The following is a 5,697-nucleotide window of genomic DNA, read 5'->3' on the forward strand; positions in this document are numbered from 1 at the left end:
CTGACGACCGGCGGGTGACGGGTGCCGCGCCGGCCGCTTGAATGCGGGCGGCGTGGTACCGATGTGCGCTCGTGGCACGCGACGGCCGGCGGCTGCCCGCGGGATCCGGTCGTGGATTTCCCGGGCCGGACACTGGAAATTTTGGCGGCCTGCTGATCCGAGAAATTCTCATAAGAGTTTCTCGGGCAGGACACTAGGCATCCATCCGTCGATCGGATAGGAGCGACATCTTCTTCGAATAGGCGCGAGTATTCGACATGAGCAGCGAGACCACCAGCCACCTGTCCCTGGCGAAGGACAAGATCCGCATCCTGCTGCTGGAGGGGATTCATGACAGTGCGGTGTCGCTGCTGCGGGCGAATGGGTACGAGAACGTCACGCGCCTGCCCAAGGCCCTGGAAGGGGCCGCGCTGCGCGAGGCGCTGGAGGGGGTGCATATCGTCGGCATCCGCTCCCGCACGCAACTGACCGCCGAGATCATCGCGGCGGCGGACCGGCTGATCGCGGTCGGCTGTTTCTGCATCGGCACCAACCAGGTTGATCTGACGGCCGCGCGGGTCCAGGGCATCCCGGTCTTCAACGCCCCGTACAGCAATACGCGTTCGGTCGCCGAACTGGTGATGGGCGAGGTCGTGATGCTGATGCGGCGGATCTTCCCCAAATCCGTGCAGTGCCATGAAGGGGGCTGGAACAAGTCGGCCGCCAATAGCTGGGAAGTGCGGGGCAAGACGCTGGGCATCGTCGGCTATGGCTCGATCGGGTCGCAATTGTCGGTGCTGGCCGAGGCGTTCGGCATGCGCGTGATCTATTACGACGTGATCGACAAGCTGGTGCACGGCAACGCCACCCCGGTCGAGACGCTGAACGACCTGCTGGCGCAGAGCGACGTGGTCAGCCTGCATGTGCCGCAACTGGAGAGCACCGCGAACCTGATCGGCGCGGCGCAGATCCGCGCGATGAAGCCGGGGTCGTTCCTGATCAACAATGCGCGGGGCAACGTCGTCGACCTGGACGCGCTGGCCGGGGCGCTGAAGGACGGGCACCTGCTGGGTGCCGCGATCGACGTCTTTCCCGTCGAGCCCAAGGGGGCGGGGGATCAGTTCGCCTCGCCGCTGCAGGGGTTGGACAACGTGATCCTGACCCCGCATATTGGCGGGTCGACGGCCGAGGCGCAGGAGCGGATCGGCGTCGAGGTGGCGCGCAAGCTGATCGAGTATTCCGACGTCGGCTCGACGCTGGGCGCCGTCAATTTCCCGACGGTGCAACTGCCCGAAAGCCCGCGCGGCACGCGCTTCATGCACGTGCACAGCAACGTTCCGGGCATCATGATGCAGATCAACGAGATCTTCTCACGCGAGGGCTGCAACATCACCGCGCAGTACCTGCAGACCGACGGCGAGCTGGGCTATGTGGTCGTGGAGGCCGATACGGGGCGGGATGTCGAGAAGGACAGCCGCATCCTGGCCCGGCTGCGCGACCTGAAGGGCACCATCCGCGCCCGGCTGATCTATCAGCATTCCTGAAGGCCGCCCTCTCGCCCGTCAGGACGGAGAGGGCGGCGCGCCGAGGGCGAAGCGGCGGAATTGCAGGGCGACGCTTCGGCGCAGGGATTCGAAATCGGGCCGGACCTGGTTGTGCAGGGCGCGGACGCTGTCATGGGCGGCGTAGAAACGCAGCCGCCGGCCGCCTGCGAGCAGGATGGCGGCGCCCAGGAAGGTACCGTCGACCTCGATGATAATGGAATCCAGAAGCATGAGGAAAATCCAGAAAATATATGGGATTTTTCGGTCCGGATCGCCCCGGGCCGCGTAGATGCCGAACGCCGGGGTGGTTTTGCGGTTCCCCCCAGCCGGGCATTTGAGCGCCTTGCCCGCCGGCCGGCGGATGCCCTTGACCCGCCGCGCGGAGAGAGGCAGAAAGGCGCGAGCAGGCGTGATTGCGGCCCTTTGCCTTGGTCGGTTCCATGCGCCGATGCCGGGTTAGCACAGCGGTAGTGCAGCGGTTTTGTAAACCGAAGGCCGGGGGTTCAAATCCCTCACCCGGCACCATTCCATGCGGCGGGACCCATGCCCGATATGCATGGCTGACCTGCGTTACCATGCGCGCGAATCTGTGACCCGCCGGGACGTTCTGGTGCGACTCGGCCGTGGACCGGGACGGTATGGATCTGATATCGTGCCTCTGTTGCAACACACAATATGCGAAACGACGCAGGCGGCCCGATGGGCCCGCAAGAAAGATCAGGCGCGTTTCAGGCTGAAGACGTGTGTGCGTGATTTCTATTTTCGGGTTGTGAGCTGGCTGTTGTCTGACCTGTAGAGGGAGGCATTGCGATGCTGAAAGCTGACCGGTTCGTGCCGTCGGATCGTACCGTCTGTGCCGCCGCGCCGGGTTGCGCGCCCGTCGACACGTTTCATGCATGTCCCCTGGGGCTGGAGCCGGAGGATGTGTCCAGGATGTCCGGATCGCCGGCGGGGCAAGCGGAACCGCGGAGCCGGCTGGAATGGCTGGCGCCGGTCGTGTCCCTGCTGTCGCTGCTGACAGCGGTGATCGCGCTGGCCGACGACATGCTGCACCATATGGTCCCGTAGGCGCATGGTTCGGTAAAACCGGACCTGAAGATGGCCTGGGAGATGTCCTGACGGAATAAAGACGAAGAATTCGCGCGTATCGTTCCCGGATGTCTTGATGATGGACGCAAATGACGGGCCGGGAACGGGCCGTTTGACGTGTCCCGGACAGCGTCCATTGGGGGATATGTATCATGAACGGGTTCTCATGCAGGCCGATCGGGCTGGGTGTCGCGGCCCTGCTGATGCTGGCACCGATGGCTGCCATGGCGCAGGACGAGATGGCGCAGGAGGGTGTCGCGCCGCAGGAACGGGTCACCGTCGAGGGTGCCGTCCAGAAGGTGCCGGTGCGGTATTTCAGGGCCGACCTGGCGACCGAGGCGCGGGCCCGCATCCTGGTGCGGCGGCTGGACCGCGCGGCGCTGGAAGCCTGTGGCGACAGCACCGCGATCGCCGAGGACCTGCGACGGGTCATCGCGCGTTCGGCCTGCCGGCGCGACGCGGTGATGCGCGCCGTCGGCGACGTCAATGATCCGACCCTGTACAGGGCGGTGAATGATTTCGGCTTGCCGCAATAACGGCGATCCTGTGCGTCCGTCCGTCCGTTAATCCGTTATGGCGCTTCCCCCGTGTCCGTTGCATTGTAGGGTCCGTGCATTGTAGGGCCCGGGGAGAGGCGGCGCGCAGTCGGGTGATGACGGGCATTTTTCCGGGCGGGAATTTTCTGGACAGAACGCTGAACGGGGCCCTGAACGGGGTCTTGAGCAGGCGCTCGGACGGGCGCGGGATCGCGACGGTCGCGATCTGCGTCGTCTGGTGCCTGTGCGCGCTGGCGAGCGTGACCTGGACCCGGCATGGCGGCGGCGTGTCGATGATCTGGCCGGCCAATGCCGTGATGCTGGCCGCCATCCTGCGCATACCGGGGTTCGACCGGCGGTTTTATCCGCTTTTGCTGTTCATCATGGCGGCGCTGGTCAATCTGGAGGACCATCGGCCCTGGATCGTCGTGCTGGGCTTTGCGGGGGCAAACACGATCGAGGTCGTCCTGGCGGCGGGGCTGGTCCGGCGCATCAGTCCGGTTTCCAACCTTTTCGGGCGGGTGGACTGGGCATTCCGTTTCGCGGTCGCGATCTTCCTGTCGGTTCTGTGTTCGGCTCTGGTGGCCGGAGGAGCATTGTTTCTCGGCGAGGGACGGGCCTGGATCGGCGGCGGCATGATCTGGATGATGGGGCACCTGCCCGGCCTGCTGATCATCGTGCCGATGCTGCTGGCCCTGCGGCCCCATGGCGATGGCCCCCTTGGCGATGGTGACGACATGGCGGCGCGTGCGCGCATGCCGCGGCGCCTGACGGTGCTGGCCCTGATGGTCCTGGCGGCGGTGGCCGCCATCGTCGCGTTCGGCCAGTCGCGCTATCCGGTGCAGTTCCTGCTGCTGCCGCCGCTGCTGCTGGCGACCTATCGCCTCTATGCCCAGGGGGCGGCGCTGTCCGTCGCGGTCATCGGGATCATCGGCAGTTTCTTCATCTTTACCGGCAGCGGGCCGGGAATGGCCTTTCACGGGCCGTCGGCGGTCAAGGTCTATATTTTCGAGTTCGACCTGGCGACCATCTTCTTCTGCGCGCTGCCGCTGGGCGCGGTGCTGACGCAGCGCGACCAGAAGACGGCCCTGGCCGAACAGCGGCTGCAGGATTTCCGCCTGCTGGCCGACGGGGTGGGGGACGTGCTGTTCCGCGTCGATGACGGGGGGCACTGGAGCTATCTGAACCCTGCCTTCGAGCGGATGTCGGGATTCGACGTGCCGAGCCGGATCGGCCAGCCGATGCTGGACGGAATCGTGGCGGAGGATCGTCCGGCCCTCGCACTGGCCGAGGCGGAGTTGCGGGGTGGGCAGCGGCAGGATCTGCGCCAGATCGTGCGGATCAGCCGGCGGGACGGCGCAATCCGCCATGCCGAGATCGTGGCCTATCGCCTGGACGGCGGGCGTGGGTTCGGCGGATTGATCCGCGACGTGACCGACCAGATGACGGTCGACGCCCGGAACCGGCAGATCGCCGCGGCCCATGAGCTGGCGGCCAACACCGACGAGCTGACCGGCCTGCCCAATCGCCGCGCCTTCTTTCACGCGCTGGATGCCTGCCTGCCGGAAGCGGCGCCGCATGTGGCGGTGGCGATGTTCGACCTGGACCATTTCAAGTCCATCAATGACCGGTACGGTCATCCTGTCGGCGACATCGTGCTGCGGCGGGTGGCGACGGCGGTGCAGGCCGCCCTGCGCGATACCGACCTGGTGGCGCGGATCGGTGGCGAGGAATTCGCGATCCTGATCGTGGGCGAAACCGCCGAACGGGCCGTCGGGCTGGCGCGGCGCGTCGTGCGGGTGGTGTCGGCCGAGCCGATCGAGGTGCCGTCCGGCCCGTCGCTTCATGTGACCATCAGCATGGGCGTGGCCTGTCGCGAGGGGGCCGAGACCCGGTCGGCGCTGATGGATCGGGTGGACCAGGCGCTGTATGCCGCCAAACGCGGGGGACGGAACCGCCTGACGGTCGCGGGCACGCCGCTGAACGCCACGCATGTCAACGCGACCGGAGGATAACCGGGGAGATGACCGGGGACGGCGATGCGCCGTCAGAGCAGGCCGGCCTGGCGGAAGCTGGTCGAGGCGCCGTTGCCGACGATGACGTGGTCGCGCACCCGCAGGCCCAGTACGGCGGCGATCTGTTCCAGCCGCCTGGTCATGGCGATGTCCTCACGCGACGGCATCGGGTTCCAGCCGGGGTGGTTGTGCACCAGGATCAACTCGCTGGCCTTCAGCCGGATGGCGCGGCGCATGACTTCGCGCGGGTAGACGGGGGTCTGGTCGATCGTGCCCTGGGCCAGGACCTCGTCGGAAATCAGGCGCGCGTTGCGGTCCAGGAACAGGACGCGGAATTGCTCGACCGTCTCGCGCGCCAGGGACGCCTGCAGATAGGCCGTCAGCGCCTCGTGACGGGCCAGCAGGTTGCCCTGGCGGATGCGCGCGCGCATCAGGCGGATCGCGGCCTCGCGCAACAGGGGCAGCAGGGTGCGGACCTGTTCGCGTCCCGCGGTCGCGGCGGCGAGTTCGTCGGGTTCGGCGGCGAAGACGGCG

Annotated in this window: 6 protein-coding genes and 1 tRNA gene; 5 read left to right on the forward strand and 2 right to left on the reverse strand. The window is 66.8% G+C overall.

Annotated features, from left to right (window positions below; translation table 11 throughout):
* Positions 1-257: 257 nt before the first annotated feature.
* Positions 258-1,523, forward strand: coding sequence for a phosphoglycerate dehydrogenase (gene serA, locus HUK84_RS09235; protein ID WP_176640035.1), 1,266 nt, complete (start codon positions 258-260; stop codon positions 1,521-1,523).
* 18 nt (positions 1,524-1,541) lie between these two features.
* On the opposite strand, the gene HUK84_RS09240 is transcribed toward serA, so the two are convergent.
* Complete coding sequence (locus tag HUK84_RS09240) at positions 1,542-1,754, reverse strand: hypothetical protein (protein ID WP_176640036.1); 213 nt, start codon at positions 1,752-1,754, stop codon at positions 1,542-1,544.
* Between the two features lie 219 nt (positions 1,755-1,973).
* On the opposite strand from HUK84_RS09240, the gene HUK84_RS09245 reads away from it, so the two are divergent.
* From HUK84_RS09245 to HUK84_RS09260, 4 genes are all read left to right on the forward strand, one after another.
* A tRNA-Thr gene (locus HUK84_RS09245) sits at positions 1,974-2,048 on the forward strand.
* Positions 2,049-2,333: 285 nt separating this feature from the next.
* Complete coding sequence (locus HUK84_RS09250; RefSeq protein ID WP_176640037.1) at positions 2,334-2,591, forward strand: hypothetical protein; 258 nt, start codon at positions 2,334-2,336, stop codon at positions 2,589-2,591.
* Between the two features lie 173 nt (positions 2,592-2,764).
* Positions 2,765-3,148: a UrcA family protein gene (locus HUK84_RS09255; protein ID WP_176640038.1), complete on the forward strand. Its 384-nt coding sequence runs from the start codon at positions 2,765-2,767 to the stop codon at positions 3,146-3,148.
* Positions 3,149-3,330: 182 nt separating this feature from the next.
* Positions 3,331-5,163, forward strand: a complete 1,833-nt coding sequence (locus HUK84_RS09260; RefSeq protein WP_246285577.1) for a GGDEF domain-containing protein — start codon at positions 3,331-3,333, stop codon at positions 5,161-5,163.
* Positions 5,164-5,195: 32 nt separating this feature from the next.
* Here HUK84_RS09260 and HUK84_RS09265 read toward each other — a convergent pair.
* The coding region (locus tag HUK84_RS09265) for a JAB domain-containing protein (RefSeq protein ID WP_176640040.1) at positions 5,196-5,697 on the reverse strand (502 nt) is incomplete at its 5' end.

It is taken from the genome of Nguyenibacter vanlangensis, assembly GCF_013376155.1.
Lineage (GTDB): Bacteria > Pseudomonadota > Alphaproteobacteria > Acetobacterales > Acetobacteraceae > Gluconacetobacter > Gluconacetobacter vanlangensis.

What these genes read in the sequence shown, in the direction of transcription:
- serA (WP_176640035.1), top strand. Translation starts at nt 258, where the DNA reads ATGAGCAGCGAGACCACCAGCCACCTGTCCCTGGCGAAGGACAAGATC.
- HUK84_RS09240 (WP_176640036.1), bottom strand. Translation starts at nt 1,754, where the DNA reads ATGCTTCTGGATTCCATTATCATCGAGGTCGACGGTACCTTCCTGGGC.
- HUK84_RS09250 (WP_176640037.1), top strand. Translation starts at nt 2,334, where the DNA reads ATGCTGAAAGCTGACCGGTTCGTGCCGTCGGATCGTACCGTCTGTGCC.
- HUK84_RS09255 (WP_176640038.1), top strand. Translation starts at nt 2,765, where the DNA reads ATGAACGGGTTCTCATGCAGGCCGATCGGGCTGGGTGTCGCGGCCCTG.